This is a genomic window from Paraburkholderia megapolitana, from assembly GCF_007556815.1.
GTDB classification, from domain to species: domain Bacteria; phylum Pseudomonadota; class Gammaproteobacteria; order Burkholderiales; family Burkholderiaceae; genus Paraburkholderia; species Paraburkholderia megapolitana.
This window is the reverse complement of record NZ_CP041743.1, coordinates 1,950,404-1,976,853: the sequence shown is the minus strand read 5'-3', so window position 1 is coordinate 1,976,853 and position 26,450 is coordinate 1,950,404. Positions and strand designations below refer to the sequence as shown.

Annotated in this window: 25 protein-coding genes and 1 pseudogene; 14 read left to right on the top strand and 12 right to left on the bottom strand. The window is 59.7% G+C overall.

The window, feature by feature from the left end:
* Positions 1-82: 82 nt before the first annotated feature.
* Both FNZ07_RS08315 and FNZ07_RS08310 read right to left on the bottom strand, forming a co-directional pair.
* Positions 83-430 carry a VOC family protein gene (locus tag FNZ07_RS08315; RefSeq protein ID WP_091015417.1) on the bottom strand — a complete coding sequence of 116 codons (348 nt, stop codon included), beginning with the start codon at positions 428-430 and terminating at the stop codon, positions 83-85.
* A 217-nt stretch (positions 431-647) separates the two neighbouring features.
* Positions 648-2,058: pseudogene (locus FNZ07_RS08310) on the bottom strand (FAD-dependent oxidoreductase).
* A 169-nt stretch (positions 2,059-2,227) separates the two neighbouring features.
* Here FNZ07_RS08310 and FNZ07_RS08305 point away from each other — a divergent pair.
* The 4 genes from FNZ07_RS08305 (at position 2,228) to FNZ07_RS08290 (ending at position 5,308) form a co-directional block, all read left to right on the top strand.
* Complete coding sequence (locus FNZ07_RS08305; RefSeq protein ID WP_091015414.1) at positions 2,228-3,187, top strand: AraC family transcriptional regulator; 960 nt, start codon at positions 2,228-2,230, stop codon at positions 3,185-3,187.
* Between the two features lie 88 nt (positions 3,188-3,275).
* Positions 3,276-3,905: a TetR/AcrR family transcriptional regulator C-terminal domain-containing protein gene (locus tag FNZ07_RS08300; RefSeq protein WP_091015411.1), complete on the top strand. Its 630-nt coding sequence runs from the start codon at positions 3,276-3,278 to the stop codon at positions 3,903-3,905.
* 67 nt (positions 3,906-3,972) lie between these two features.
* Complete coding sequence (locus FNZ07_RS08295) at positions 3,973-4,341, top strand: hypothetical protein (protein WP_091015409.1); 369 nt, start codon at positions 3,973-3,975, stop codon at positions 4,339-4,341.
* A gap of 139 nt (positions 4,342-4,480) precedes the next feature.
* Positions 4,481-5,308, top strand: coding sequence for an SDR family NAD(P)-dependent oxidoreductase (locus FNZ07_RS08290; protein WP_091015407.1), 828 nt, complete (start codon positions 4,481-4,483; stop codon positions 5,306-5,308).
* Positions 5,309-5,334: 26 nt separating this feature from the next.
* Here the strand turns inward: FNZ07_RS08290 and FNZ07_RS08285 are convergent, their stop codons facing one another.
* Both FNZ07_RS08285 and FNZ07_RS08280 read right to left on the bottom strand, forming a co-directional pair.
* Positions 5,335-6,198: a metal-dependent hydrolase gene (locus tag FNZ07_RS08285; protein ID WP_170275696.1), complete on the bottom strand. Its 864-nt coding sequence runs from the start codon at positions 6,196-6,198 to the stop codon at positions 5,335-5,337.
* A gap of 26 nt (positions 6,199-6,224) precedes the next feature.
* Positions 6,225-7,754: a flavin-containing monooxygenase gene (locus FNZ07_RS08280; protein WP_091015403.1), complete on the bottom strand. Its 1,530-nt coding sequence runs from the start codon at positions 7,752-7,754 to the stop codon at positions 6,225-6,227.
* Positions 7,755-7,875: 121 nt separating this feature from the next.
* On the opposite strand from FNZ07_RS08280, the gene FNZ07_RS08275 reads away from it, so the two are divergent.
* Both FNZ07_RS08275 and FNZ07_RS08270 read left to right on the top strand, forming a co-directional pair.
* Positions 7,876-9,141 (top strand): PucR family transcriptional regulator, encoded by a 1,266-nt coding sequence (locus tag FNZ07_RS08275; RefSeq protein ID WP_211367807.1) that lies wholly within the window; start codon positions 7,876-7,878, stop codon positions 9,139-9,141.
* A gap of 169 nt (positions 9,142-9,310) precedes the next feature.
* Positions 9,311-10,555, top strand: coding sequence for a saccharopine dehydrogenase family protein (locus FNZ07_RS08270; protein WP_091015399.1), 1,245 nt, complete (start codon positions 9,311-9,313; stop codon positions 10,553-10,555).
* 50 nt (positions 10,556-10,605) lie between these two features.
* Here the strand turns inward: FNZ07_RS08270 and FNZ07_RS08265 are convergent, their stop codons facing one another.
* Positions 10,606-11,937, bottom strand: a complete 1,332-nt coding sequence (locus FNZ07_RS08265; RefSeq protein WP_091015396.1) for an RICIN domain-containing protein — start codon at positions 11,935-11,937, stop codon at positions 10,606-10,608.
* 499 nt (positions 11,938-12,436) lie between these two features.
* Here FNZ07_RS08265 and FNZ07_RS08260 point away from each other — a divergent pair, with 499 nt between their 5' ends.
* Genes FNZ07_RS08260 through FNZ07_RS08250 form a run of 3 tightly spaced genes read left to right on the top strand, consistent with a single transcriptional unit; the run spans position 12,437 to position 13,944 of the window.
* Positions 12,437-12,850 (top strand): DUF427 domain-containing protein, encoded by a 414-nt coding sequence (locus tag FNZ07_RS08260; protein WP_091015394.1) that lies wholly within the window; start codon positions 12,437-12,439, stop codon positions 12,848-12,850.
* Between the two features lie 53 nt (positions 12,851-12,903).
* The gene (locus FNZ07_RS08255; protein WP_091015392.1) at positions 12,904-13,653 is read left to right on the top strand and encodes an SDR family NAD(P)-dependent oxidoreductase; all 750 of its coding nucleotides are present in this window, start codon (positions 12,904-12,906) and stop codon (positions 13,651-13,653) included.
* A gap of 21 nt (positions 13,654-13,674) precedes the next feature.
* Complete coding sequence (locus tag FNZ07_RS08250; protein ID WP_245811591.1) at positions 13,675-13,944, top strand: NIPSNAP family protein; 270 nt, start codon at positions 13,675-13,677, stop codon at positions 13,942-13,944.
* Positions 13,945-14,055: 111 nt separating this feature from the next.
* Here FNZ07_RS08250 and FNZ07_RS08245 read toward each other — a convergent pair whose 3' ends face one another.
* Positions 14,056-15,147 carry an alkene reductase gene (locus FNZ07_RS08245; RefSeq protein WP_091015390.1) on the bottom strand — a complete coding sequence of 364 codons (1,092 nt, stop codon included), beginning with the start codon at positions 15,145-15,147 and terminating at the stop codon, positions 14,056-14,058.
* Between the two features lie 137 nt (positions 15,148-15,284).
* Here FNZ07_RS08245 and FNZ07_RS08240 point away from each other — a divergent pair, with 137 nt between their 5' ends.
* Positions 15,285-16,199: a LysR family transcriptional regulator gene (locus FNZ07_RS08240; RefSeq protein WP_091015388.1), complete on the top strand. Its 915-nt coding sequence runs from the start codon at positions 15,285-15,287 to the stop codon at positions 16,197-16,199.
* 182 nt (positions 16,200-16,381) lie between these two features.
* Here FNZ07_RS08240 and FNZ07_RS08230 read toward each other — a convergent pair whose 3' ends face one another.
* Both FNZ07_RS08230 and FNZ07_RS08225 read right to left on the bottom strand, forming a co-directional pair.
* Positions 16,382-18,472: a pyridoxamine 5'-phosphate oxidase family protein gene (locus tag FNZ07_RS08230; RefSeq protein WP_170275695.1), complete on the bottom strand. Its 2,091-nt coding sequence runs from the start codon at positions 18,470-18,472 to the stop codon at positions 16,382-16,384.
* 51 nt (positions 18,473-18,523) lie between these two features.
* Positions 18,524-19,165: a glutathione S-transferase family protein gene (locus tag FNZ07_RS08225; protein ID WP_091015385.1), complete on the bottom strand. Its 642-nt coding sequence runs from the start codon at positions 19,163-19,165 to the stop codon at positions 18,524-18,526.
* A gap of 126 nt (positions 19,166-19,291) precedes the next feature.
* Here FNZ07_RS08225 and FNZ07_RS08220 point away from each other — a divergent pair, with 126 nt between their 5' ends.
* Positions 19,292-20,200 (top strand): LysR family transcriptional regulator, encoded by a 909-nt coding sequence (locus FNZ07_RS08220; RefSeq protein WP_091015383.1) that lies wholly within the window; start codon positions 19,292-19,294, stop codon positions 20,198-20,200.
* Positions 20,201-20,237: 37 nt separating this feature from the next.
* On the opposite strand, the gene FNZ07_RS08215 is transcribed toward FNZ07_RS08220, so the two are convergent.
* The 3 genes from FNZ07_RS08215 to FNZ07_RS08205 are packed head-to-tail and all read right to left on the bottom strand — an operon-like array spanning position 20,238 to position 22,945.
* Entirely contained in the window at positions 20,238-21,575 is a 1,338-nt protein-coding gene (locus tag FNZ07_RS08215) for an MATE family efflux transporter (RefSeq protein ID WP_091015382.1), read from the bottom strand.
* A 35-nt stretch (positions 21,576-21,610) separates the two neighbouring features.
* On the bottom strand, positions 21,611-22,270 hold the full coding sequence (locus tag FNZ07_RS08210) for a DsbA family oxidoreductase (protein ID WP_091015380.1): 660 nt from the start codon (positions 22,268-22,270) through the stop codon (positions 21,611-21,613).
* Between the two features lie 42 nt (positions 22,271-22,312).
* On the bottom strand, positions 22,313-22,945 hold the full coding sequence (locus tag FNZ07_RS08205; protein ID WP_091015378.1) for an FMN-dependent NADH-azoreductase: 633 nt from the start codon (positions 22,943-22,945) through the stop codon (positions 22,313-22,315).
* Between the two features lie 253 nt (positions 22,946-23,198).
* Between FNZ07_RS08205 and FNZ07_RS08200 the strand changes: the two genes are divergently transcribed.
* Complete coding sequence (locus tag FNZ07_RS08200; RefSeq protein ID WP_245811617.1) at positions 23,199-23,579, top strand: winged helix-turn-helix transcriptional regulator; 381 nt, start codon at positions 23,199-23,201, stop codon at positions 23,577-23,579.
* A 13-nt stretch (positions 23,580-23,592) separates the two neighbouring features.
* Here the strand turns inward: FNZ07_RS08200 and FNZ07_RS08195 are convergent, their stop codons facing one another.
* Positions 23,593-24,180, bottom strand: coding sequence for a TetR/AcrR family transcriptional regulator (locus FNZ07_RS08195; protein ID WP_091015376.1), 588 nt, complete (start codon positions 24,178-24,180; stop codon positions 23,593-23,595).
* Positions 24,181-24,482: 302 nt separating this feature from the next.
* Between FNZ07_RS08195 and FNZ07_RS08190 the strand changes: the two genes are divergently transcribed.
* Entirely contained in the window at positions 24,483-25,556 is a 1,074-nt protein-coding gene (locus FNZ07_RS08190) for an alpha/beta fold hydrolase (protein ID WP_245811585.1), read from the top strand.
* A gap of 106 nt (positions 25,557-25,662) precedes the next feature.
* Positions 25,663-26,436: an alpha/beta hydrolase gene (locus tag FNZ07_RS08185; RefSeq protein WP_091015374.1), complete on the top strand. Its 774-nt coding sequence runs from the start codon at positions 25,663-25,665 to the stop codon at positions 26,434-26,436.
* The last annotated feature ends 14 nt before the right edge of the window (positions 26,437-26,450 follow it).

Sequence of the window (26,450 nt, the reverse complement as noted above, 5' to 3'; positions counted from 1 at the left end):
CCGCACACACGAGCGAGCATGCACGCACTGAGATCTGCACCGACACACTCGTGTAGAACCGCCATATGACGGCCAACGGCAATCAGCCAGCCACTGGCCGTTTCGCCGACAACACCATCGGCACACCACCCGCACCCGTCACCACCGCACGCACCTCATGAGGTCCTTCATGCGGCGGGCTAAGCAACTGGCCCCCGCCTTCGATAATGGAAGCGACCGCTGCGTGGATGTCATCGACGCGAACCACCAGAGAAATCGAATCGACCATCCGTTCTTCTCCCGACACCAGCGCCAGCATCTGACCACCCGCATCGAGCGCGCAATAACGATCGCCGTCGCGTATCTTCACCACACAACCCAGGTTGCCGGTTAGAAACTCGACGGCTGACCCCATGTCGTCCACAGGCACCAGCAAGGAGTGAATTTTCATCGTGGGAAGTTCCCTGGTAAGTTTTCGGTCAGGCAGGCATCCATCCAGCCCTGACGATGCTTATCGGATCATCGACGTAACCGACGTCAATACTCCCACAAATACTGCATCTGAATCTCGTCACCCACGTACGATTCCCGGTGCACGCTCGCCAGTTACATCGACGTCGGCACCGGCACCGGGACACACTCGTGCAAGCTGAAGATAGCGAAGAGCCCTATGTCGCAGCCCGAGCCGGCACATTCCCGAGCAACGGCCCAAGCCCTTCCGCATAAGTCAGATGCGAAATCACCGCATCGCGCAGCTTTTGATAAGGCAGGCCAGACAATATCGCCGTCTGCATCGCGGCCAATACCTCGCCCGCTTCTGCGCCTATCATCGTGAAGCCCAGAATACGGTCATCATCTGCACTGACGAGTACCTTCATGAAGCCCTGTGACTCATCGGTTGCAAGCGTTCGTAGCACGTTCTTCATAGGCAGCTTTGCGACACGAACCGCGATGCCCTTCTGCTGCGCTTCACGTTCGCTTAAGCCCACGTGCGCCAGCGGCGGCTCGGTGAACATCGTGTATGGAATCAACCGGTCGGCGGTACTGCGATTTCCGCCCGCCATGTTGTCGCGCACGATCCTGAAGTCGTCGACCGATACGTGCGTGAACTGCGGACTGCCCGCCGCTTCGCCGATCGCCCAGACACCAGCTGTCGACGCTTGCAGCCGTTCGTTCACGCGAATATAGCCGCGCTCATTCAGCTTGATACCGGCCTCTTCCAGCCCGATCCCAGTCGTATTCGGAACACGCCCCACCGCAACGAGCAGGTCACTGCCTTCGATCACCCGTTCGCCGGAATCGGTGCGCAACGCGACACGCACACCCGCTCCCGAACGCCCTTCCACCTTCAACGTTTCGGCATTCAGGATCACGTCGATATCTTCGCCACGCAGAATGCCTAGCATCTCTGCGGAAACATCATCGTCCTCACGCATCATCAGTCGCTCGTTGCGCTCGATTATCGTCACGCGGCTACCGAAGCGCCGATAGGTCTGCGCCATCTCGATGCCGATGTATCCGCCACCCAGCACGACCAGATGCGCCGGCACGTAGTCCAGTTCCAAAGATCCGATATGCGTGAGCGGCTCGGCTGCGCGCAGCCCCGGGAAATCGGGAATCGCCGCGTGCGTGCCGACATTGATCACGACCTGGTCGCCGCTCACCGTGCGCTTGCCGCCGTCGTTCAGTTCGATTTCGATCGTCTTCGGTCCGACAAACTTGCCGCTACCCATGATCAATTCCGCGCCACTTGCCGCGTACGCGTTCAGGTGCGCGGTGACTTCGCGTTCGACCATATCGCGCTTGCGCTCGCGGACCTTCGCCATATCGACGGTGACCGGGCCGGTCACCACGGCGCCGAAATCGGCCGCATGTCGCGTCACATGCGCCACGCGCGCTCCAGATCTCATTCTTGCTCGGCAGACACGCGACGGCCGGGCATGAGCCGCCCACCCACTGACGCTCTACGACAGCCACGCGCTGCCCCAAGCGACCGAGATGCCATGCGAGCAGTTTGCCGCCCTGGCCGCTGCCAAGAATCACAGTATCGAAATGTTCAACTTCCGGGGTGTGGCTCATGATGGAACTCCTTCAGGGGTGGGTTTAAGAGCCTCCACTGTAGATTCCCTGGGCGATATTTTCGATGCTATAAATTGTCATTTATATGCTCAAACGTATCATTGCGCGTTAAAATCCCGATTCTTGCCGTACCGGTGTGCGCCGCCGATAAACCTCGTCATCCGATCGCATGGACCTGCTAAGCCGACTGCTTTCATTGATACCCGTCACGGGGCGGCTCGAACTGCGCTGTCTCTTTGGTGCGCCGTGGAAAATCGATCAGGCTGTCTCGGGTGTGCGCGAAATCCCGTACCACGTTCTGTTGTCGGGGCATGCCGTTCTCGAAGACGTGAACGGTCCATCGGAACAGCTAACGGCCGGAGACATCATCCTGTTTCCCGCCGGCAACGCGCATCTAATTCATGACGGTAGCGGCGCAACAGCGGGGCCCGAATCCAGCAGTCCAAAAGCATCGTTGACCGTGATTGAAAACGACGGGGCCGGCGAGAAAGCGGATTTTCTCTGCGGCCGCTTCCTGCTTGGCGCAGTTCCAGACAGACTGTTGCGCGATCACCTGCCGGGCCGTCTGGTCGTGCATAGCGCATTGCCTGAGCGAGGTGGGGACATCGACGACCCGGCACAGTCCATGGCCCGCACCCGGTTGAGGCGTCTGATCGAATTGATGCATGAAGAAGCCAACGATCCAGGCGCGGGCAGCGAGATGTTCGTCAATCATCTGTCGGCGGCGCTGTTCGCACTCACGTTGCGTTTTGCTACGGAAGGTGCCCAGCCGCCCCATGGTCTGCTTGCGCTCTCGCGGAAACCTCGCTTGCAACCGGCCATTACGGCGATGTTCGAAACACCGGCTGAACCCTGGACGCTCGATCAGTTGTCGACGCTCTGCCATATGTCGCGGGCGACATTCATCCGGCAGTTTCAGGAAGCCATCGGTCGCTCTGCCGCCGATGTCCTCACCGAAGTTCGCATGACCATTGCAGGCCGCATGCTGTTGCATGCGGACACGCCTGTTGCGGAGGTCGGCGAGTCGGTGGGTTATCAATCGGTTGCCGCGTTTCAACGTGTGTTCAAGCGGCATGTCGGGGTATCGCCGGCACGCTGGCGTTCTTCGGGTGGAAATCTTCAGGCGTGACGGCAAACTCAGGCGTTTCAGGCACACTGTTACCGATTCGCGGTCTTCTTACGCGGCTCCCGGCAAGCAACCTTTAAACAAGATCTCTATGGCGATACAGAAAGAACAGGTAATCGAGGCAGCGATCGAACTTCTCGATGAGCTTGGCATCGAGGGCGTAACGATGCGCAAGCTTGCGCAGGCGCTCGACATCAAGGCGGCCTCGCTCTATTGGCACTTTGAAAACAAACAGGTGCTGATGGACGGCATGGCCGATCTCCTGATGGAAAACGTCGCGCGCAAGATGCCGCGTAACCGCACGTGGGAAGAGCAGTTGCGGCAAGTCGCAGGTGAAATTCGTCGCGCGATGTTGAGGCATCGGGACGGAGCGCGCGTGTTCGCCGGTAGCAACGGGGTGACCGAAAACGTGATGCGGGTCGGCAACGCGCTGATCGCCTCGCTGGTCGAGGCTGGCGCAGACTCGCGGCTCGCCGCCTGGGGTTCGTTCAGCGTGCTCTACTACGTGCTTGGCTTCGTGATGGAGGAACAGGCACTCGGCCCCGACAACGGCATCGACCTGAAAGCGCGCCAGGCTGCCTTCGTCGCGCTCGCCAATACGGCCTATCCGCACGCGCATGATGTTGCCGGCGACATTTTCAATCGCAACTTCGACCAGCGCTTCGCGCTTGGCATCGATCTGCTCATACGCGGAATCGAGAGCAGGATCGCCGACGCTTGATTAACTAACGTTGTTAGACTAATCTAACGACGTTAGCTTATTTCAGCTTCTGCGAAGAAGGTCGAAGATGTTTCTCGATACAACGCATTTTCCACTCGTACGCATGTGTCTCGCGCACGCTGAGCCCGAGTGGGAATCGCAATTCGACGCGCTGTTCGCCCGCGCACAACGCTTTGTCCTGTTGAGCGTCGAGTCGCCGCGCGATGGAGACGACGCCCCGCAAAACGAGCGCAAACAGCATGCGCTGTGGCTCAAGCGGAACCGTCCTGCACTTACCCAATGGTGCGCCGGCGCGGTGATCGTGCAAACAAGCCGCACGCTGGCCATCGCGTCAAAGGCGATGGCGCCGGCCCTCGCGAAAGCATTCGGCTTTCCTGTTCGAATCGTCGAAAGCGAAGCCGACATCGACGCCGAAGTCGCGCATCTGCTCCGGTAGCAATACCCCCCCAACCTGTCTTCCGGGTGATGCATCCTGTTACGCCTTTTTCGCCCCACAAACTAACATCGTTAGACTAACGGTGGTAGAGTCAGGTCAAACCAGGCCGGTGGTCCGGCCTCTTCGGGAACGAATTCATATGAGCAAGAAAGTCTGGTTTATTACGGGTGCTTCACGTGGCTTCGGCCGCGTCTGGGCCAAGGCCGCGCTCGCGCGCGGCGACAGCGTTGCCGCTACGGTGCGCGACATTGCCGCACTTGACGATCTCGTTCAGTCGTATGGGAGTGCGCTTCTTCCACTCACGCTCGATGTCGCCGATCGCAGCGCCGTGTTCTCCGCCGTTGGAGAGGCGCACCGGCACTTTGGCCGCCTCGACGTGGTGCTGCATAACGCGGGTTACGGCCTGTTCGGCGCAGTCGAGGAAACAGAAGAAGCGGCAGCACGCGCGCAGATGGACACTAACTTTTTCGGTGCGCTGTGGGTCATCCAGGCCGCGTTGCCGTTGCTGCGTGCACAGGGCGGCGGTCACATCCTTGCGGTATCGAGCCTCAGCGGCATCATCACGTTCCCGACGGCGAGCGTCTATGGAGCGTCCAAATGGGCGGTCGAAGGATTGTGCGAAACGCTGGCGAAAGAAGTCGCCGACTTCGGCATCAAGGTCACGCTGATCGAACCAGGCGGTTACGATACCGACTGGCGCGGCGCCTCCGCGCAACACTCGGCGAAACTGGACGCATATACCGGCCTGCGCGAGAAGCTCGCCGCAGCCTATGGCTCCCGCACCCTGGGCGACCCAAGCGCTACAGCCGATGCGATCATGCAGGTCGTCGACGCGCCCACTCCACCGTTGCGTTTGCTACTCGGTAGCACGGCATTGCAGATCGTCGAACACACCTACACAGACAGGCTCGCGACCTGGCGGCAATGGGAAACCGTTTCGAAGGCCGCTCAGGGCAATGCAAGCTGACACGCAAGCGATCACGCCACCGCGTATCAAACCGCTTGCGCCAGAAGCGCCTGACACGCCTTGTGCGGACTTTCACTACGCTGATATTCCGCGAGCCAGATCGGATAGCTCTGCATGACCGGGATATCGGTGGGGTGAAATCCAGGCCGGAAGTACGCGGCAATTTTCGTGTTGTAGCTGGAAAACACGCCTTTTGGACCGTACATCCAGTTCAGATTTTTCAGCATCATCCACTTGCGCGCCGGCCAGCTAAAACCATCGGCCTTGAGCATGCGATCGGAGTTCTTGAAAAGCAGCCTGTTTGATTTCCGCACAGCGATGATCATCGCCGCGCAGCGACGGAAATAGCCGATACTCGTGACCGATTTCATCACGTTGAACACCACCGACTTGTGCTCCATTTCTTCGATGGCGTGCCATGCAAGCAACGCCTGCATACGCGGATCGGCACCTTCCATGATCATCTTGCGGCCGAAGAATGCCTCTGCCATCAGCGACGTCATATGCTCGAAGGCCGCTGTCAGCGCCACGTTGAAGTCCGGAGACCAACGACGGGTATAGCCGTCCAGAATGGTCTTCTGGACCGCGAGCATTTCATCGACCGGCATCCCCTGCTGCTTCAGGACGTTGTTGAACGTCGTGTGAGCCATGCCGTGCTGGCCTTCCTGACGCGTGAAATCCTTGATCTCCTGCGCGAGCACCGGGTCTTTGACGCGCTCGCGGAAATAGCGAACGCTCGAGATGAAGTAGCGCTCGCCGTCCGGGAAGGCCAGTTGCAATCCATCTAGCAGGCGCGTCCTGAACGGATTGTTGTCGAACCAGAAGCGCGGGATAGTCTCGTCGAGGCCGAAGTCCAGGTCCGAACGAGGAACGATCGGGGGAGTGTTCATTGCTATGGTATTCATTGCTGTAGTACTCATTTCGCGCCTCCTGCAACGCGACGAACCGGTGACGCGCCTTGCGACGCAGACACAGGCGCGGGCGCGAAGGCAAGCGCCTTGTCGGCAACCGCTCCTTTGCGAAGAAGCTTCACGTCCTGGAAGTAATCCATCGACATAACCCACGGCGCACCGGGCCCCTGACGCGGCAACTTATCCAGAGCCCGCTGCACATAGCCCGCGCCGAAGTCCAGCAACGGGCGGGTTGGCAAACCTTCGGGCGCTACGGGTTGGCAGCTCGCGTAGCCGTTCTTATCCATATACGTGAGCAGGCGGCAGAAGTGCTCGCACACCAGTCCAACCTTGAGCGTCCACGAGGCATTCGTATAACCGATCGCAAACGCGAAGTTCGGAATACCGGAAAGCATCAAGCCCTTGTAGGCGACGGCCTTGCTGAGATCGATCGGCTCTCCGTCCTTCGCCAGCGAGATGCCACCGAAGAGCTGCACATTCAGACCGGTTGCCGTAACGACGATGTCGGCATTCAGTTCGCGTCCGGACTTGAGGCGTATGCCCGTTTCGGTAAACGTATCGATGTGATCGGTGACGACCGATGCCTTGCCTTTCCGCAGCGCCCTGAACATGTCGCCGTCAGGCACCGCGCATACGCGCTGGTCCCAGGGGTTATAGGGCGGATTGAAATGCTCGTCGACCGGATAGCCTTCGGGCAGGCTCTTCCGGTTCGCGTAGCGGATCAGTTTGCGGGCAGCCTGCGGATAACGTTTGCAAAAGCGCCAGATAGCACGCGACAGACTGATGTTCTTGCGACGGATCAACGCGTGTGCGAGCTCGCTGGGCAAGATCCGGTGCAGTGCGTTCCCCAGAGTATCGCGCGACGGCAAACTGAGTACGTACGTCGGCGTGCGTTGCAGCATCGTGACGTGCGCGGCCTTCGGCGCAATCGCGGGAATGAGTGTCATCGCTGTTGCACCGCTGCCGATCACCACCACGTTCTTGCCCGAGTAGTCGAGATCTTCGGGCCAGTGCTGCGGATGGATCACCTGCCCCTTGAAACGCTCCAGACCTTCGAACCTGGGCGTAAAACCTTCTTCATACCGGTAGTAGCCGCCGGCACAGAAGAACCATCGGCAGGTCATCGTTCTGCGCGCACCGGTGGCCACGGCTTCCACGATCACTTCCCACTGTGCTTCGGCACTTCGCCAGTTCGCGGAGATCACCCGTTGGCCGTAGCGAATGTGTCGCTCGACGTCGCCTTCGCGTGCCGCTTCGCGCAGGTACTCGAGGATCGATGCGGCATCGGCAATGGACTTTTCATTGGTCCATGGTTTGAACGCGTAGCCAAAGGTGTAGAGATCCGAATCCGAGCGAATGCCGGGGTAGCGAAACAGACTCCAGGTGCCACCCAGCTCACTGCGCGTTTCCAGAATCTGATAGTGCTTGCCGGGGTGCGCGTCGCTCAGATAGCGGGCCATGCCGATGCCGGAAATGCCGGCGCCGACGATCAGCACCTCGACGTGATCGGTGGGCAGGATGGAATGGACAGTCATGAAGTCTCCTCGACAGGGCTGCAACCCAATTGCAACTGGGGACATGTTATTGACTACCTCGGTCCCATCCTAGGGTTAAAATGCACCGACATTGAGCCCGTATGGTGCTAAACAACCCAAAATGCCCACCTTCCCTGCGTTCTCCGACACGACGTGGCCAGCACCCTCGCCACAGGTTTGCGAGCTTTTGCGCCGCGGCGCCGAAATCGCGCTGGCGTTGCCGCCGGAATCGATGAAAGAGCTGGATGCGGCGCGAAGCCCGGAATTCGCGGGGCAATCGGTGGCGGAAGATCCGGTCATGTTCGCTTCCGCGCGGCGCATTTATCGCGCCGGCGTCGTGCATTGGGCGTCCGCGAACATCCTGCATCCGGGCCAGCCCGTGCCGCCCTACATCACACCCGACATGGAACACAACGCGCGCGAGCTGGCCCGGCGCGGCATGGCGGCACTCATGATGAGTTCGGCCAGAGCGGTACAAACCGTTGCTTGGCGGCTCTGGATGCAGATCGCCTTCCAGTTGACCCGCGATCCATCGCTACTCGAAGAACTACTCGATGTCTCCGCACGTTCGATCAGCGCATTCATCGACGCCAACATGCTGGCGATGAGCGCCGTAATCCAGGAAGAACGCGAGGCGCGGCAGCGCGACAGCCATGTCGAACGACGCGAGCTGGTGACCCTGATCCTCGAAAACGGCCAGGTCAGTGCGTCGTCAGCCAGCAACCGGTTGGGCTATCCATTGGAGCAGGCGCACTACGGCGCCCTGATCTGGAGCGAGGCCGCGGCCCCGGAATTGCATCGGCTAGAAGAAGCGGCAAAGGCACTGGCAACCAGTCTGTCCGCGCCGCAGCCGCTCATCATCCTGGCCGGTCCGGCGACGCTGTGGGTGTGGTGCTCCGGGGCAACGCGCGTGGACAGACCGTACCTCGAGGCGACACTGCGCACGTTGCCGGAAGTGCGCATTGCGATGGGATCGTCGGGGCGCGGCATCGATGGATTTCGTCGCTCACATCTCGAAGCGCTCACCGTGCAACGTGTGGTCGGCAGATTGAATACGCCGGCTGCCGTGGTCGGTATCGAGCAGATCCGTCTCGTGGCCTTGATGACGCAGGACACCAAGGGCGCACGCTATTTCATCAGCCAGACGCTGGGGGAACTGGCCAACGCATCGCCGACGTTGCAACGATCGTTGCGCGCATTTCTGCAACACGGTTGCAATGTGACGGCAACGGCGGACGCCCTGCATACGCATCGCAACACATTGCTGCGACGGCTTGAGCGTGCGGAGGCGTTGCTGCCTCGTCCGCTTGCCGATCAACGGCTCGATGTGGGCGCGGCACTCGAAGTGCTCGCGTGGACGCGGCCGGAGGCGGATGGCGCGGAGTGAGGGAGCGGTCGTGGTACGGGCGCGGGCAGAAAGAACTGACTTGCCCCTCTACCCGAGCGCTTGACCTTAAGGTCGTCTTTAATCTTAAAGTGCTGGCTGACGTCTGTTGATTAGCAGACCCCAGGTGCTGCCGATACTCCCAAACAAACTCGCACTCAAGGATCCCTCCATGACCGCCCGTGACTATGATCTCGTCGTGTTTGGCGCCACGAGTTTCGTTGGCCAGATCTTGACCCGGTACCTGTCCGAATACCTGTCGAGCGGAGCGGAGACCTTGCGCTGGGCGATTGCCGGCCGCTCCGAAAGCAAGCTCAAGAGCGTGCGGGATTCACTGGGCGCGGCGGGCCAGTCCTTGCCGATCATCGTCGCCGACGCGGCCGACGAAGCCCAGTTGCAAGCCATGTGCACACGAACGCGGGTCGTAGTGTCCACCGTCGGCCCTTACGCGTTGTACGGTGAACCGCTGGTCAAGGTCTGCGCGCAAAGCGGTACGGACTACTGCGATCTCACCGGTGAAACGCCGTGGATCAGGAAGATGGTCGAAAAGTACGAGCCTGTGGCCCAGCAATCGGGAGCACGTATCGTCCATTGCTGCGGCTTCGACTCGGTGCCTTCGGATATGGGCGTGTACTTCCTGCAGCAGCAGGCGAAGCAACAGTGGGATGCACCGGCTACTCACGTGAAGATGCGCATCAAGACGCTGAAGGGAGGCGCGTCGGGGGGCACGGTGGCGAGCATGCTCAACGTCGTTCAGGAAGCCGTGGCCAACCCCGCTTTGCGCAAGGAACTGCTTAATCCCTATTCGCTTTGCCCTAAAGATCACGGCTTCACGGCGCGCCAGCACTACGTGAAATCCGCGGAGTTCGATGCCGACTACAACGCGTGGATTGCACCGTTCGTCATGGCGGCCATCAACGAGCGTGTCGTTCATCGCTCGAATGCACTTGCGGATAAGGCGTACGGTAGCCAGTTCACGTATGACGAAGCCATCATGACAGGCACCGGCATCAAAGGCTGCTTGTCCGCTCTCGCGGTGGTGGCCGGCCTCGGTGCGTTCATGCTGGGCGCGGTCGTCAAGCCGATACGCATTGTGATGGAACGCTTCCTGTTGCCGAAGCCCGGTGAAGGCCCCAGCCCCGAGGCTCAACTGGCCGGCCGCTACGATTTACGTTTCTTCGGCCGCACCGATGATGGACGGACGTTACGCGTGAAAGTGACCGGCGACCGCGATCCCGGTTATGGCTCCACCGGCAAGATGCTTGGTCAGGCAGCCATCGGTCTCGCACTCGATTACGCCACGGACGATGTCAAGGTCGGGCGGCCCGGCGGCTTCTGGACACCTGCCACGATGTTCGACGAGCGCTTCATCGAGCGGCTGGTTCAACACGCCGGGTTGCGTTTCGAGTTGGCGTGAACTCAGGTGCCGGCCGCTCAGCGCTAACCGGCACCCCTCCTTCATCCGTCTTAAGGCTGTTGTGTCAGGATGAAAGACTGCGCCGCGGTACCGTTGCAGGTGTACTGCTGCAACTGCACGCCATTGGCCGTAGAGGCCGATGGCACATCGAGGCAAAGACCGCTGTTGCGCGCAACGAACTTGTAGGTCCCGTTGCCGTTCGACACCGGCATCCATTGCTGATTCGTGCCGCCACCGGAACCCCATAGCTGGATCAGCGCGCCACTCGCCGTAGCCGAAGGGCCGCCCGTGACATCCCACACCAGTGCCGCATTGCGGTTCGTTATCGTGTAGTAACCGCTATCGGTAGGCGTGAGTTGCCATTCCTGGTTGTATTGACTCCCACCGCAACTCCATTGCTGAGCGATGGTGCCGTTGGCGGTACCCCAACTCGCCGCATCGACACAGGCACCACTATTCTGGTTGCTGACCGTGTACCAGGCGCTGCTGTCGATCGTGCTGCCTGGCTGGTACACCCGCACATAGTCGACCAGTATCGTGCCGGTACTCGGCGTGCTGCCATCCGTCGTGCCCGGAAATCCACCACCGCCTATCGCAAGGTTCAGCAGCAGATAGAAGGGCTGATTGAAAACCCATTGCGTGCCGGCTGGAATATTCGACGGCGTGATCGTGAAGTACGGCTGTTCCGGATTGTCGCGATAGAACTGCATCATGTTTTGCGTCCAGATCACACCGTACGTGTGATAGCTGGCGTCGTCCACGCGTCCACCATTTGGGAACGTGAACTGGCTACCGATGCCGTTGGCTCCCGAATAGCCCGGCCCATGAACCGTCGAAGACGTTTTGTTCGGACCGTAGCTCTGTACCCACTCCATGATGTCCTGCTCACCCGATGCTGGCCAACCAACCGAGCCGATATTGTTGCCGAGCATCCAGAACGCAGGCCAGAAACCGTCCGCCACCTGAAGCTTCATACGCGCTTCGATACGTCCGTACTGGAATGCTTCTTTTCCAGAGGTATTCATGCGACCCGAGGTCCAGGTGCCGCCGTTGTTAATCGCCTTGATGATCAGATTGCCGCTGCCGTCCTGGTAGATGTTGGAACTATTCGGATCGCATGGTGCGGTTCTCGAGTAAGGCGAACAATATGTTTCCAGCTCGCCATTGCCCCAACCGCCACCGCCCGTGTCGTAGGTCCATTTGGTGGAGTCCGGCGCGGCGCCGGCTGCGCCGTTGAATTCGTCGCTCCACTGAAGCGTCCATGTTTGCGCATGAAGCGGCGCGCTGGTGGCAATCAGTAATGCAAGGGTCGATGAAACGGTGTAAAGCGCACGCATTGCACTAAAGCGCTTGCTGGATGTGATGCCACTCGAATCAATCATGGGAACGTCTCCCCTCTTTTTAAAGTTGCGAACAGGGATGCTCTATGAATCGCGAGCAGATAACTACACAAGCAGAAGTGAACAACGCGATTGAGTGTCGTGCTGCGGTGCGAGACAAGGCGATGACCAGTACGCCTTTCTATTCACAGCAACCAGGAGTTGTCCTGTGCCAAAGAGATGAATGTCACTCTACCTCGCCCGATTCGACGCAGGGATGCGCGACACATATTCATCGTGTCGCGCTTGTGTATTTATTGGCGCAATCAGAAACGGAATGCGGTATGAATCGTGTGCGCGCTAACAGCAGAGCGGCAGTCGAACTACAGGTATGCCCGCGAGGCATGCCTACCAGCCTGGAAAGTCTTTCTCTTTTTATCCGTGCGTCATTAGAGTGTGTGATTCGCAGCAAGGCGGATATCGCGAGACAGCACCAGGAATTGAATGCATAGCGTGTCTGATGAACACCCGCCTCCGACGAATTCACTGAAGGAGCGCTTTCATGTCAAGCCACGCCACGCCGGTAAGCAAGACGGTCAGGATTCCCGGTCCCGATCATCCGATCACTATTGAACGCACCGGGTCGCGCGTCGTGGTCACACTTGCCGGGCAGATCATCGCCGAAACGCACGACGCGTTGACGCTCCTCGAAGCCGGCTATCCCGCCGTCCTTTACATCCCGAGAAAGGATGTAGACATGACGCTGCTCGAATCCTCTTCGCACACCACCTACTGCCCCTACAAGGGCGACTGCACATACTACTCGATCCCTTCGGGTGGCGAGCGCTCTGTCAATGCCGCCTGGGTTTACGAAAATCCGTTCGACGCGGTCGCGGTAATAAAGGCACATCTCGCCTTCTACCCGGACCGCGTCGACGCGATAGAAGTAGACATGGGTGCCGTCGTACTGCGCTGATAACCCGAGTCACGAATGAAAGCGCGAACGCGCTACCCCAACAAGGAAACACCATGGATATCCGCCCCGTTGTACTCATCACCGGCGCGCTGACCGGCATCGGTCGCGCGACCGCTATCGCTTTCGCCCGCGAAAAAGCGCGCGTCGTTGTCTCAGGCCGTCGTATCGAAGAAGGCCGACAACTCGCCGATGAACTTCGTGCGCTTGGCACAGAAGCCGACTTCGTGCGGTCGGACGTGCGCTTCGAAGACGACGTACGCGAACTGATCGACCGCACGGTCGCCCACTTCGGAAGACTGGACATTGCGGTGAATGCCGCCGGCACGGAAGGCGAATGGAGCCCGGTAACGGAGCAAACACCGGAACGCTACGCAGCCGTCTTCGACACCAACGTCCTCGGCACCCTGCTAGCGATGAAACACGAATTGCGCGTGATGGCGCAGCAAGGCAGCGGCAGCATCGTCAACATTTCATCGACGATGGGCTCACGCGGCGCGGCCGGGGCTTCGTTGTATGTGGCCAGCAAACACGCGGTGGAAGGTCTAACGAAGTCAGCGGCACTAGAAGCTGCGGCGTTCGGCGTGCGTGTCAATGCCGTCGCGCCCGGCCCGGTTGAAACCGCAATGCTCAACCGGCTCACCACCACCGACGAGCGCAAGGCCGCACTTGTCGCCGGGTTGCCGCTCAAGCGTGCGGGAACCCCCGAGGAACTGGCCGAAGCGATCGTATTCGTCGCATCGCCCAGGTCGAGTTTTATGACCGGGGAAATCCTCAGAGTGAATGGTGGGAAGACCGCCTCGTAATCGATCGCCCGGGAGCCGCTCATGCTTTACGAAATCCGCACCTACACCTTCAAGCCGCTACGCGGCGCTGAGTGGCTTGCGTTATATAAGAGCGAAGGTCTGCCCCTCCAGCAGGAATTTCTCGGCGAACTGATTGGCTTCTTCACAACCGAAATTGGCGACATTAGCGAAATCGTCCATATCTGGGGCTATCAAAGCCTGGACGACCGTATTCAGCGTCGCGACCGAATGGCTGCAGATAGTCGCTGGCAAGAATTCGGCCGCAAAGTGAAGGCCTCGATAGTCTCGTGAAGATGGAGTCGCGCATCATGCGACCAACCGACTTCTCTCCGCTCAAGTGAACAACCGGTCAACCGTCCTCACACTGTTTGATGAACTGAGGGCGATCGGCTCGTCAAGCCACTACGCTCGATACGCCGGATAGTCGGCATAGCCTTTGTCGCCACCATAGTAGAAGGTGGTCCGGTCATAAGCATTGAGTGGAAGGCTGAGACGCAGTCTCTCAGGAAGATCCGGATTTGCGAGAAAGTGCCGCCCAAACGCAACAAGGTCGGCGTCACCCTTTTCCAGAATTGCGTCGGCGCCTGTCGCATCGAAACCGCCCGCGGCGATCACCGGTCCGCCAAACAACGGGCGAAGCAAGCCTGCCGCTACGGGTGGCTGGTCGTCATCCGAGACGTTACCCGTGACCCGCGGTTCAATGACATGCAGGTAGGCCAGTCCAAAGCGCGAGAGTGCTTGGGCAACATACGGGAATGTGACCTCTGGCGCACTGTCTGCCATCCCGCCAAACCTGTTGCTGGGGCCGATGCGAACGCCGACACGATCGCTGCCCCATACGGACGTCACCGCTTCGACGACTTCCAGAAGAAAGCGAACTCGATTTTCAACAGACCCACCGTATGCATCTGTGCGCTGGTTGGAGTTGTCCTGCAGAAACTGATCGATGAGGTACCCATTGGCGCCGTGTATCTCGACGCCATCGAAGCCCGCCTTCCTCGCACATTCCGCAGCGCTCCGATATTCACCGACGAGCCCCGGTATTTCCCACAACTCTATCGCCCTCGGCATCGAGCCTGTTACGGGACCGCTGGGCAGCAGCGCGCGTACCTCAGCCTGAATGGCAGACGGCGCGACGGGAGCCCGACCATCCGGCTGGAGCTCGACATGTGACTGCCTGCCGACGTGCCAGAGCTGGAGTACGATTCGCGCGCCTTTCGCGTGCACTGCGTCTACGATCTTTCGCCAGCCGGCAACCTGTGCATCGGTGACAATGCCTGGCGAGCCATATCCGCCATTTCCGGTCGCAGATATGAAGATCGCTTCCGTGATCAATAGACCACCGTCTGACGCACGCTGTCCGTAGTACGCCGCCATCAACTCACCGGGCACATTGCCAGGCAGATTCGCGCGCATCCGCGTGAGCGGCGCCAGGACGACGCGATGAGAAAGGCCGATTGCGCCGACCCGGACCGGTGAGAATAACTTCGACATGTAAGCACCTATAATGACTGCGTGATGTGTTCTGAAAACGTGCCAGCCAAATCCTGCCTGGAGTCTAAGTTAGTCTGGTGTGCGGAAAAAAGACTTTATAAGCATGGAGGCATGCTCGACGAGCATGCATAAAACGTATGGAGCTTCGGCACTTTCAGTACTTTGTCGCAGTGGCCGAGACCGGCAGCCTCACAACCGCAGCCGAGCAGAGACTGCACACGTCCCAGCCCTCGCTCAGCCGGCAAATCCGCGATCTCGGGGCCGAAGTCGGCGCGCAATTGCTGATACGCAGTGCGCGCGGTGTCGAGCTGACAGAGGCGGGTCTTGCTTTTCTGGAACATGCACGATTGGTGCTGATGCAGGCGGAGTTGGCCGCGAAAGCGGCGTGGAAAGTGGCGCACCCCGCGAAGCCCGTCTTTGCCCTTGGTTTTCTAACCGGCGAGGAAATGAACTGGCTGCCCGAAACGATGCGCACGCTATGCGATGAACTTCCAAACACCGAAGTAACGATTTCCAGCCAGAATTCCCCTCAACTCGGCCAGGCGCTGATGAAGGGCGAGCTTGATCTTGCCTTCATGCGCGCAGAACTGAATATGCCGGATCTCATTTACAGGCACGTCGACACCGAACCTCTAGTAGCAGCCATGCCACGCGATCACCGTTTCGCGGCCTTCGATGAAGTCGATCCTCGACATTTAGTCAGCGAGACGTTCATCGCTGTCTCGCGCGTGTCCCCCACGCTAAAGCTGGTTATAGACGAGTTCATATCGAAGCTGAACGTCGGTATACGTCCAAGCCACGAGGTCGATAATCTTGCAATGGCGATGTCGCTGGTTGCATCGACCCGCGGCATCATGCTGGTTCCAGCCTATGCGGAGAATCTGCTTCCAGCGTCGGTGGTTTGTCGGCCACTTGCCGGCGAACCGCCCACGATCGACCTCGTCATCGGATATAGCAAGACCAACACGTCTACGACGTTGAATCTGTTTCTCAACAGGGTTGACGACCTGATCTCTCGCTGCCTGCCAAGGCAAGCACGAAACGGGTACTAAGCGACGGATCTGTTGATCGTCGCGGGGATACCGTGTACAGCTAAAAGTGAAATTCCCGGTGCCGGTTATCGAGCGCCTTGCACGATCTTTCCGAAGACGTCCGCATGCTCACGGGGAGGCGTACGCCAATATTGCGGTGGTGCATCCACTGTTGCTCCGAGTTGCGCAGCAATGAACTTTGTTCAAAGATCGAGTGTTAACGCTTGCGCCGATCCATTCTCGTCGGCTAGCGGTCTACTCATGCAAATCAACGCATGGCCAGGCGCGATATCGGCTTCGGTTGGACCGTCATAAGCCACGCTGCCCTGTAGCACGCGAGTGGAACAGGTACCGCATATCCCCGAACGACAACTCGATGGCGCATCGATACCGCATGCTTCCGCGAATTCCAGCAGCGTGCCGTTTTTCGGCAGCCATTGCATCGTGCGTTGTGTGCGTGAGAACGTCACGGGTACGGCGTCCGCTGGTTGCCGCGCCGCATTGCTGGATTCGTCGTTCGGTTGCTTCAACGTAGTGCTAGTCACAGCGTCGGGCGTGCGTTTTACACTCGCTGGACCAAACGCTTCGAACCGGATGCGCTCGTCTGCCACGTTAAGCGCACGCAAACCTTCGTACAGGTCGCGCATGAACGCATCGGGACCGCACAGATAGAAATCGTAATCGTCGAAAGGCAGAAGACGTTTGAGCGCAGCGATGCTCACGCGTCCCGATGAGCTCATCGAATCAATCACCGCGTTGCTGTCGCTATCGAATAGATGCATCGAGACATCCGCATGACGATCCGCGAGTTCTTTCAGATATGCGCTGAACGGCCGCTCGCTGTCGTTGCGCGCGCCGTGGAAGAAATAGAGTGGTTTCGTTTGTGCATTCGTCGTACGCGCTGCGATAGCGTGCTGCAACATCGCCAGCATCGGCGTGATGCCAATGCCCGCAGAGATGAATACCGCTGCGCGCGTGGTTGACCGATCGTAGGTGAATGCGCCGCGTGGCGCCATCGTATCGATATGCATGCCGGCAGAAAGATGGTCGTGCAACCAGCTCGATGCAGCACCCTGACGCTTCACGCTGATGCGGTAGCGCTGCGCATCGCTCGCGTCTGAAAGCGTGTACGTGCGAACGATTGGTGTGCTCGCGCCCTCTACGGGTACGCGAATCGGCAGGAACTGGCCTGGTTCGAATGGCGGCAACGGTGTATCGTCGATCGATTCCATATAGAACGAGCGGATCGACGGTGTTTCGTCGTGCACTGCGGCGATCCGCAGTTTCCTCCAGACCGACGAATCGGATTCCTGCGCAGGTTTCAACGCAGGAAATTGAGGTGCGTAATCCACTGCGGACCAGCGAAACGGCAGCACCGCCCTGCTCCGGCGCACCTCGGTAATACGAAAGCGCACCAACCGTTCGGCCAGCGGAAACTCCGCCAGGTCCGGCCCTTCCCAGATGATTTCGGCGCGTGCCGCCACGTACAGCAGATCGCCGCTCTCGAAATCGACGAACAGCAAACCCGCGCGCGGATCGTGCGTCAGATTGCCAAGCGTATTGAAGAAGCGATTGCCGCTGAAGTCGGGCGTGGTCAACGTGTTCGCATCGTCGATGCGGACGAAGCCCGGCATACCGCCTCGATGCGAAACGTCCACCCCGCGCGCAAGGTTCGCTTCACTTGCGAGATTCGCACTGGCGATGAAAAACGTGTCGGCACGCGCGAGCAGCGCGCGGTCCGATTTGTTCAGCTCGGTTGCATGTTCGATTTCGGGTGGTGCTCCGGCAGATCCGCGCGAAATGAATTCGGGTGCACGCCCTTGAATGTATTTGGCGCAATTGCCGAAGCTCTGCAAAACTTCGAGCGTGACGACGTCGCCATTCACCGAAGACACTCTACCGTTGACCCGGTTGCGTCGGCGCGTCTGTGGTTGCAGCCCAAGGCCGCCGATCAACGCGCCCTCGCGCCAGCTGTCCGCAAGCGGATCACCCGGTAGCGCACCGCCTTCGATCCGCAGCGTGCGCGCATCTGGCGACGACACAAAGCCAGGCGCACCGACGCGCAACGTTGCCCATGGCTGTCCGCTGGCGTCGACGCCACCGAATACCATGAACGGCTGTTCCGCAAAAAACTGCCGATGCTGCTCCGGCATATACCGGCGAATCCCCCGCCTGCCGCTTCTGTCTGCTTCATCCGTCACGCCCGCGCGCTGCTGTACGGCGATTTCAGCGGCGTGAAAAGGTCCGGCGTCGGTGCTGCCGGCGGCTGAGCTCATAGAGGATGTTTCAGACATGGCGATTCCTCATCGTGGCAAATCGCGCGATACGATTCCGCGCGTGCGCCGTTATCCGGCTAGCAGATCCACCTTGGTAGACGGCATTGCGACAAAACGCGGCAACGCCTCGACGCGGCGCAACCACGCGCGAATGTTCGGATACGGCTCAAGCGTCACACCACCCTCCGGCGCATGCGCAATGTACGTGTGTGCCGCGATGTCGGCGATCGTCGCGTGCTCGCCGACCGCAAAAAGCTTGTCGGCGAGTTCGCGCTCAAGCACGTCGAACAGTTTGATCGCAATCTTTTGCGCAGTTTCGAGGTGATGCGGTGCATCGAATACGGTAACGAGCCGCGCGGTACACGGACCGTAGGCGATCGGTCCGGCGGCAAGCGAAAACCAGCGTTGTACCGCTGCAGCGCCCAATTCGTCTTGCGGCAGCCATGACGGATCGCCGTAACGCTTCGCGAGATACACGAGAATCGCATTCGAATCGAACAGCACCGTGTCGCCGTCTTCTATCGTCGGCACCTGACCGAACGGATTGAGCTGAAGATATTCCGGGCGACGATTGTCACCGGCGGCCATGTTCAGTTCGACTACTTCGAACGGCAGATCGAGCAGCGTCAGAAACAGCTTCACACGATGACCGTGTCCGGAAAGCAGCGTGGTATGCAAGCGAATCGGTTGGGCAGGTTTAGCAGCGGGCACAGGGGAAATCCTTTGAAATAGCGGGGGGTTCGAACTGGAACGGATAGGCAATGCTATCGGTCACCGCGTCGCGCGAGAAGACTGCTAAGCTTCAAAACATAGTCAATCGAAAGTGGACAATCGATCATGGCAGACATACGGGACATCAATCTGAACCGGCTGGTGATTTTCGCGGCGGTGGTCGAAGCAGGCTCTCTTACTGCCGCAGCGGCGCGCCTCGGCCTCGCAAAGGCGATGGTCAGCACACACATTCAGCGGCTCGAGAGAGAGGTTGGCGCGAGTCTGCTGGTACGAACCACTCGACAGATCAAGGTCACCGAAGGCGGCCGCGTGTTTTACGACGCGTGTTGCAGAATCTTGCAGACGGCCGAAGATGCTTTGTCGGCAGTGTCGGACGCAAGCGCTCCGGTGCGCGGTACGTTGCGCGTGAGCGCGCCGCACGACTATGGCGCGCTCGCGGTCGCGCCAGCACTGGTCGATCTGCGCCATGCTTATCCAGAACTCGACGTCGAACTGATTTGCAACGACAGCTACGTGGATTTGATCGCGGACAGCATCGATATCGCAATCCGGCTCGGTCGGCTCGCCGATTCGAGCTACCGCGCGGTGAAAATCGGCGCCTTCGTCAAATGGGTGGTGGCAAGCCCGGCTTTTGTGGAGAAGTGGGGGAAACCCCGCTCGCCGGCCGCACTGGCGAAATGGCCTTTTGTTGCACTGTCGGTATTGCCGCATCCAATGACCCTCGAATTGCAACGCGCCAATGGCGACATGAAAAACGTCCGCTGCAGCAGCGGACTTCAAGTCAACACCGCCGACGCCGCTCGCGCAGCCACGCTTTCAGGTGGCGGCTTCGCGCTGCTGACCGACTTCTCGATCGCGGCGGACGTGAAAGCCGGCCGCCTCGTGCGTCTGTTGCCCGACTGGACGACGGCGCCCGCGGGCATTCAAGCGGTGTTTCCACCAACAAGTTATCCGCCGGCGAAAGTACGCGCCCTGATCGATGTTTTCAGAACGCGGCTCGCTGTGTCTGCCTGATACGCTGCTTGAGCCAGTCTGAAGTCTCCATGCTGATTCAGCCAGCACTGCGAGAGCGCGCGACAAACCAGCGCCCCGATGCAACCGACCAGAGGATGATCACGCCGTACGCCACCATCGCAACGGCACCGATCGCGAAGAACAGCGTCAGCGACCTGGTAACCCGCAACGCCAATGTACCGACGCCGGCATACAGCACGAGCCGCAGCGCGCCCGCGCCGAGCGGCCAGCCGAGTCGGCCCGCGCCCTGCGACGCCAGATACAGCGAGAAGCCGAGCCCGAAGAAGCCGTAGAAAGGACCGATGATGCGCAAACACGTAGAGCCGGTCTGCAGCAACTGCTCGTTGGCGCCGAACAGGAGCAGCCACGCATGCGGCCACAGCGCTGCCGCGAGGCCAACCAGTTCGGCAAGCACGAAGGCCATCGCGCCACCGGTCAACGCTATGCGCCGTGCGCGTTCGCACTGTCCCGCGCCGATGTTCGCACCGACGAGCGCCACCATCGGTGCGCCGATGCCAAACGCCATCGGCATCAGCAGGTATTCGAGGCGCGTAGCGATTCCGTAACCGGCGAGCGCCGGAGTGCCCGCATGTGCAGCGACGGCGGCGCCAGTCAGCGCGATGAGTGCGTTCGTCAGAAGTGGATTCAGACATGCAAGACCGCCAACCATGAGAATGCTACGCATCGGCGCCCAATGCAGCGTGCCGCGTGACAGGCGAGCCGGATTGCGCCCGCTCACGCAATACCAGCCGAGTATCGCGGTACCCGCTGTGTAGTACGCAACGAGTGCCCAGGCGCCACCCGCGACACCGAGGTGAGGCAACGGGCCGATGCCGAAGATCAGACACGGCGACAGTGGAATCAGCAACACGGCACCACCGCAGATCATTGCGCCGGGTACCACCATGTTGCCCGTGCCGCGAATCACGCTTGCAAGCGCGTTCATCGCCCACATCAACGGCAAGCCGGCGAACAGCACGTGCCCGTATGTGCTGGCGGCGTCGAGTGCCGCACCGTGTGCACCGAGCATCTGGAACAGCGGCCGGGTAACCGCAAGCAGGACAATGGATAGCGCAATGCCGATGAGCGAGTTGAGGGCTACCGCGTGCCTCGCGAGCGGGTCGACCAGCGCCACATTGCCGGCGCCAAGCGCACGCGCGACCGACGACGAGATACCGCCGCCCATCGCGCCTTGCGACAGATTCTGCATCAGTATCAACATCGGCACGACCACCGCGACGCCTGCAAGTACCTGCGTGCCGAGTCTCGCGAGAAACCATGTCTCGACGAGGCCCGTCGACGACTGGGCCAGCATCATCAGCATGTTCGGCCAGCCCATGCGCGCCAGCAGTGGCGCAATGGGTGCTTCCAGCATGGAGCGCAGGCGCGACGGGACCACAGCATGGTGAGTCAATGATCATCGTGCGACTGAACGGCCGCTTCGATCTTGATGGCATTGCTGATCAGCGCCGCTATCTCGTCTTCCGATCGCGCGCCCTCGGTGGTCAAAGAACCCACCTTGAAAGTCGGAACAGACGACACGCCAGCGGCCCGCGCTCTCGCGATGTCGGCCTCCGTCTTCGTGATCTCCGCCTGGTCCGCGAGGAGCGCGTGCACCTCCTTGCGCTGGAACCCATAGCACGCAGCGATCTCGCCGAGCGTTTCCAGATCGGAAATATTGTGCCGGTCATCGAAGTACGCGCGTGTCAGTGCCACAGCCAGCGCGTGCTGCGTACCGCGCGCTCTGGCGGCACGCAGCAGGGTATGGGCATAAACCGTCCTGTAGACGTAGGGCTGGAGACTCAGGCTCAGGTGCAAACCGGAAGCGCGCGCCTCCGCTTCCGGTCGCTCGAAAGCAGGCGCCATGTTCACGATGCCTTTCTTACGAAAGTAGTCCGCCAGACGAATGCCTTCCGGCGGCGCATTCGGTATCAGCTCGTAGGGGTGGTGTTCGATATCGACAGCCAGATTCGGAAATCGCTCGGACAGCACTTTGTCCAGGCGATGCTGCCCGATGAGACACCACGGGCATACGATGTCCGAATACAAATCTATTTTCAATGCAGGCATGACGCCTCCATGAGAAACCAGTTTTCCTGCGGGCAGGATGAGTTAGATCACCATCGCGGGGAGTGCGTCGATGCGGTTCATCGCCATCTGCTCCGAGGCGGCGCTTGCCTCCGGCCCGAACACCAGCCCTTCTGCCACGATCACCTCAAGATCGTTAATCCCGATCAGCGCGAAGATGTGCCTCAAGTAGGTTTCTGCGTGCTCGCGGTGCGCGGAAGGCGAGCCCTCGGCATAGACGCCGCCCCGGGCAATGGCGACGATTACCCGCTTTCCCGCAGCCAGCCCCACGGGGCCCGCACCACTTCCGAAAGAGAACGTCTTGCCGGCGACCACCACCCGATCGATCCAGACCTTCAACGAACTGGGGATCGAGTAGTTGTAGAACGCGAGACCTATCACGATGGTGTCGGCGGCCTGGAACTCCGCGAGTACGCTCGCGCTTTCAGCAACGTCGTCCCGCTGTTCGGCATCCAGACCTGAAGCATCCGCCGACTGGACATGGACCGCGAATACCGGCTCCGTCAGATGCGGCAACGGATGGGCTGCGAGATCCCGATAGGTGATATCGAGGTCTTCATCGGCATTCTTGAGCTTGTCCACAATGGCGGCAGACAGGCGTCGACTCACCGAGTTGCTCGTTTGAATACTGGTATCGAGATGCAGCAATTTACTCATGGAAGATCCTTCACTTTAACGACTGCCCGAGGAATCGGGCGTGAATAGAAAAATGCATACGCACCCTTTAGCGGAAGTTAAGGTATGGTATCGACGCGCAACAAGCCGCCAGTGCGTAACGCTAAATTTGTACGTGAAACTATCTTTGATATCTTGTACATTGACAAGAACGCACTAATAAGTGCTGCACGAACACCGATGTTCCTTAAAGAAAATCCAGGAGAGTGCCGTGGCTAGTCGAGTGCCATCCGAAGTGACGACCCTTGTGCACGACGAAGAAATCCATGCCGAGTGCCGCGCAATGGCACAGGTACTGGATCGAATCGGTGACAAATGGACCGTGATGGTAGTTGGCGCTCTTTCGGACGGACCGCAACGCTTCAACACCATCCTGCGTACAGTCAACGGCGTGTCGCACCGCATGCTCACGCTGACCTTGCGAGGTCTCGAACGAGACGGTCTCGTGACCAGAACGGTTTATCCAACCATTCCACCCAAAGTCGAGTACGAACTCACTGAGTTAGGCAGTTCATTGATCGCGCCATTGAGAGCGCTAGCGGCCTGGGGAAGAAAGAATCGCCCAGCGATCGAGGAAGCAAGACTGCGATTCGATGAGCGACCAGAGACGGTGTAGGAAATGTGGTGGTTCAGGGTTTTCGCAACAGGGAGAAAAGTGGTCGCGCGAGACCTTTAAGAAGCGCGCGATCGGGACGCGTCCGCGCAAATACCCGAATACCTAAAGAAGTGCCGAGAAACAGTCTCGCGAGATCGGCTGCAGACTGATCCGTCGAAATCGACCCGTCCGCCTGACCCGCAGCAATGCTGTCGCGCAGGTACCGCTCGATCCGGCCAAAAATGTAGGTGACCACCTCGCGAAACTCTTCGTCATGTGGTGCGACCTCAAGCGCGGTATTCACCACAAAGCAGCCCTTGCGCAGCTTATCGCTGAGCGCCTCAGCGATGATCGCGTCGATGTACCGTTCTATCGCTTGCAGAGGCGGTGTGTTGCTCTCAAAAATTTCGGTGCAGTCGACGAGCGCAGACCGAACATATCGATCGAGCACCAGCCGATAGAGAGCCCGCTTGTCACCGAAGGCGTTGTACAGGCTTGGACTGGTCAATCCTGTGCCCTCGGCCAGATCACGCATGGACGTGGATTCATACCCGTTCACCCAGAAGTGCTCAGTCGCCTTGTCCAGTACCGCCTCTTCGTCGAACTCTCTCGGCCTCGCCATTTTCGTGCAACTCCCTGAATTTCCGTTACTCGCGGACGGATTTTAGCACGATCGATACAAAAATGGTGTGTCTGATGCTGCCGTTCGCGTGTGAACAGACACCTCATGACCATGTTTTATCACCATCGTTACAAAATTCATTGCACGTTTTATTACACACGTTATAGAATCCGTTCCGTCGATGCCGCATCCGGTCCAGATCACTGATATACGGCACGACTCCTTTACGTGCGGTTCCCTGCCGGGCGGTTCGCCGCCGCGCTGTGAGTCGCCCCCAACGAGAAACAACCTGGAGTACACAGATGAACGAGCATGCCAACGTAGAAGGGATTTATCCCGTCCCGGCCGTGATGCAGACGAACACGATCGAAGCCGACGGCGCATCCGCCCGGCAAACGTTCCCTCATGCTGAGAAACCGAAGAACTCCGCAAGCGTCTGGTCCGCGCTCTCCCGCACTTTTCGTCGAGTGGCGGTCGGCTTCGCCGCCAGCCTGACGCTGGGCACCCTGTCGGCGCACGCCGCGATCACCCCCTTCCCGGCCGACTTCCGCAACTCGGAGGTGGTGAACGGCGACGCGACGATCAACGTCCGCGTCGGCGGTCATGGGCCTGCCGTTGTGTTGATCCACGGCTTCGGCGAGACCGGTGACATGTGGGCGCCAATGGCCGCGGTACTCGAGAAGGACCACACCGTAGTCGTGCCAGATCTGCGCGGCATGGGCCTGTCCTCGCACCCCGCCGGCGGCTATGACAAGTGGACGCAGGCCGGCGACATCCAGGCAGTCCTCGACAGGCTCGGCATCGACCACGCCGACATCGTGGGTCACGACATCGGCGTGATGGTCGCGTATGCCTACGCGGCGCGCTATCCGGACAAGACAAACCGTCTCGTCGTCATCGACTCGCCGATCCCCGGTATCCCGCCGTGGGACCAGATCGTGCGCATGCCCGCGCTGTGGCACTTCAACTTCGGTGGCCGTGACGCCGAGCGTCTGGTTGCCGGCCGCGAGCGCATCTATCTCGACCGCTTCTGGGACGAGTTCGCCGGCGACCCGTCGAAGATCGATGAAGCGACTCGCCGTCACTACGCCGCGATCTACGCGAAGCCTGGTGCGATGCATTCCGCGTTCGCCCAGTTCCTCGCGATCGACCAGAAGGACGAGGACGACAACCTCAAGGCGATGCAGACGAAGCTGACGATGCCGGTGCTCGCCATCGGCGCCGAAAAAGCGTTCGGTGCCAACGTGGGGATCATTATGCGCAACGCGGCGACTAACGTTCAGGAAGTCATTATTCCAAACGCGGGCCACTGGCTGATGGATGAAGCGCCCGCGCCTACGATCGCCGCGGTGCAGGAGTTCCTTGCAGTGCATTGAATTCGGTGACGGCGCTTTCGCTCAGGCCGTCGGTATCGCGATCCTGCTGTCCATCCATTCAGCAATTCTGATTTGCCTTCGCAGCTTAACCACTCAAGGATTGATCATGCGTTTTCCCACCTTACGCTCTGTCGTGGCGCAAGCCATCTCCGCGCTGTGTCTGCATACCATCACCGCCGTGCCTGCGCTTGCCGCGCCTGTGAAGAATATCGTCGTGGTCCACGGTGCATTTGCCGATGCCGCGGGTTGGCGTCCTGTCTACAACATCCTGACGAAGGACGGTTACCACGTGACACTGGTACAACAACCGCTGACGTCATTCAACGACGACGTGACCGCCACGAAACGTGTACTCAATAGTCTTGACGGTCCTTGCGTACTCGTCGGCCATAGCTATGCCGGCACCGTTATTAGTGAGGCCGGGAACGACGGGCATGTGAAGTCGCTGGTCTACATCGCCGCACATGCACCCGATGCGGGTGAAACCATGGCGGACAACAACAAGAAGTACCCGGGCACACCTGTATCTATCGTCGGAACTCCGGATAACTTCGTTTACCTGAAACCGACCGACTACCCATCACAGTTCACACCTGACCTGCCCCACGCCCAAGCCGAGTTCGAGGCGCATGCACAGATCCCGCTTGCGGTATCCGAATTCTCGGCGCAGGTTTCCGATCCGGCATGGAAGACGAAGCCGAGCTGGTACATGGTCGCGACGGCCGACAAGATGATGAGCCCGAACCTCCAACGCATGTATGCAGCACGCGCTCATGCGAATACGGTCGCGATCGACGGTGCAAGCCATGCAGTGTTTGAATCTCATCCGCGGGAAGTCGCTGCACTGATCGAACAGGCAGCGCAGCACTCTGGGGAATAAGCAATCGCGATTCC